Source organism: Armatimonas sp. (genome assembly GCF_043760365.1).
Lineage (GTDB): Bacteria > Armatimonadota > Armatimonadia > Armatimonadales > Armatimonadaceae > Armatimonas.
In genome coordinates, this window is record NZ_JAYUPA010000309.1 from 1 (window position 1) to 1,926 (window position 1,926).

Annotated in this window: 2 protein-coding genes; both read right to left on the reverse strand. The window is 60.0% G+C overall.

The features are described 5' to 3' along the window. On the reverse strand, nucleotides 1–1,271 hold a 1,271-nt coding region (locus tag ACH2EH_RS07395), incomplete at its 3' end, for a DUF1587 domain-containing protein (protein WP_395140371.1). A 38-nt stretch (nucleotides 1,272–1,309) separates the two neighbouring features. Continuing rightward, a partial coding sequence (ccmA, locus tag ACH2EH_RS07400) for a heme ABC exporter ATP-binding protein CcmA (RefSeq protein ID WP_395140373.1) occupies nucleotides 1,310–1,926 on the reverse strand: 617 nt, incomplete at its 5' end.

A 1,926-nucleotide genomic window follows, 5' to 3' on the forward strand; every position in this document is an offset into this window, starting at 1 on the left:
CGCTCTGTTTCATCGGCAGGGGCGAAGAGATCGGAATCCACCGGGTCGGTGATCATCACGGGATCTTTCTCGACCTTACCCAGTGACCCTCCTTTGACCGGACCTAGCCGCGTAGCCGGTACGCCCCCAATCTGCAGGAGCTTGGGGTTGAACTTATCTCGGTGGGTGCCGTACTGACGGTCTTTCCACAGGACATTGGTGAAGCTACCCGCGGAGAACTCGCGGGGAACCTTGAGGTTGCTAAAGCGCCAAGCGATCTTGCTGCGCAGGCCGGTGATCCAGCTCTTCAGCTCACCACAGCTTTTTTTCGCATCAGCGGCGCTCTCGGGCAGCGCATTGAACTTCGCTTGAAGACTTGCTACGGGGCCGACTTTATGCTCGGGAGCACTTGATGTCAGAAGCTTCCAGATCGTCTCTAGGTACTTGGCGCTGACTTTCTCCTCCGCAGCGACCGTTGCGAGTGCTAGCGTCCCTCCAGAGTGCTTAAGCTTCCACGCGGCATAGAAATAATCGGTCAAGTCCGTGGGCTGGCGCTTGTAGAACGCGACGATACGCTGGGTGCAAAATTTGTCGCGGTCGGTTTCACCCAGCACCGGGTGCGAGGCAAAGGCAAAACCCGTGGAGGTGAGCACCAAGTGATCCCCGATGTCTTTTGCCGCCGCCAGATATTTCTTCGCCAGCGCAGATGAGACCGTCAGCGACTCGCCGGAGTTGTCAAAGCCTTCTTGGTTGGCAGGGTCCACGGGGAACTCTTTGGTGGGCCGTAGGTCAACGCCGGTCAGATCGCGGATGGTGTAGTCGTACTCGCGGTTGCTCAGACGGCGTGCGAGCACGGGGCCGGGGTCGCCTGATGTTCGCGCAATCTCCCTCTGCCGCACCGCACGAATCCAGGCGATCACCGCCTCGCGCTGCTGAGCCATCGGCTGTTTGCTGGTGCTGGGAGGCATGTCTTTGATACCCAGGCGATCCATCACCAGTATCCAGTGGGGGAGCTCCTTTATCACCGATGCCATCGTGGTGTAGGAGGTCAGATTAAGCTGGGCCTGGGGCTTGTCTTTGCCGTGGCAAGAGGCGCAGTAGGTCTGCATAAACGGTCGAACCGTGCTCGTGAAGCGCTTCTCGAGCTCTAAGCGCGTGGGCTCAGGAGCGGCGGTACGAGGCAGTGCGGCACCAGAGGTGGCTGCCCCTGTCCAAAGGAGCATCGCAGGAAGCGCGAGGGTGGCTCCCACTGCGCTTAATTTGTAGGGATTGAGCTTCAACATACGGTTCATAGATGCAAAATGATAGCACATACGGCTCGTTTTATCTACTAGAGGGCAATCACCCGCTGTGCAAGCACAACCTCGCGGGTGTCATTGGTAGCAATCAGTGTGAGGCCGCCACGTTTTTGTTGTTCCGCGACTAATTCGGCCACTAGCGCGACGCCTTTGTCGTCGAGCGCGAGCCCGGCTTCATCGAGCAGCAAGACCGGGGGCTCGAACAAAACAGCCAGCGCCAGCTTCACTCTCTGTCGCAACCCCGATGAGTACTGCCCAATCGGGTCGTCCTCGCGCCCCGCCAGCCCGACGCGTGTGAGAGTGGGAGCGATATTCTCTGGAGAGACGCCACGCACATCGCAGAAGAACTGCAAATTCTCGTGGGCGCTCAGCTCGGGATAGAGCATCAGATCCGGCGAGACGTAGCCACAGAGCCGCCGCCGCCGCGCTGGATCGCTCTCATCGGTAGCGCCGAGCTGGAGCACAATCTGGCCCTTGCTGGCCCGCAATAGCCCCGCCACCAGCTTGACCACGGTGCTCTTGCCGCTCCCGTTGGCCCCCGTGATCGCGACCGTCTCGCCGCCCTCCGCCACAAACGCAAAGTCGCGTAGCACGCGCCGCATCCCGTAGCGCTTCTCGATCCCTGTCAATTCCAGTCGAACTTGCATTG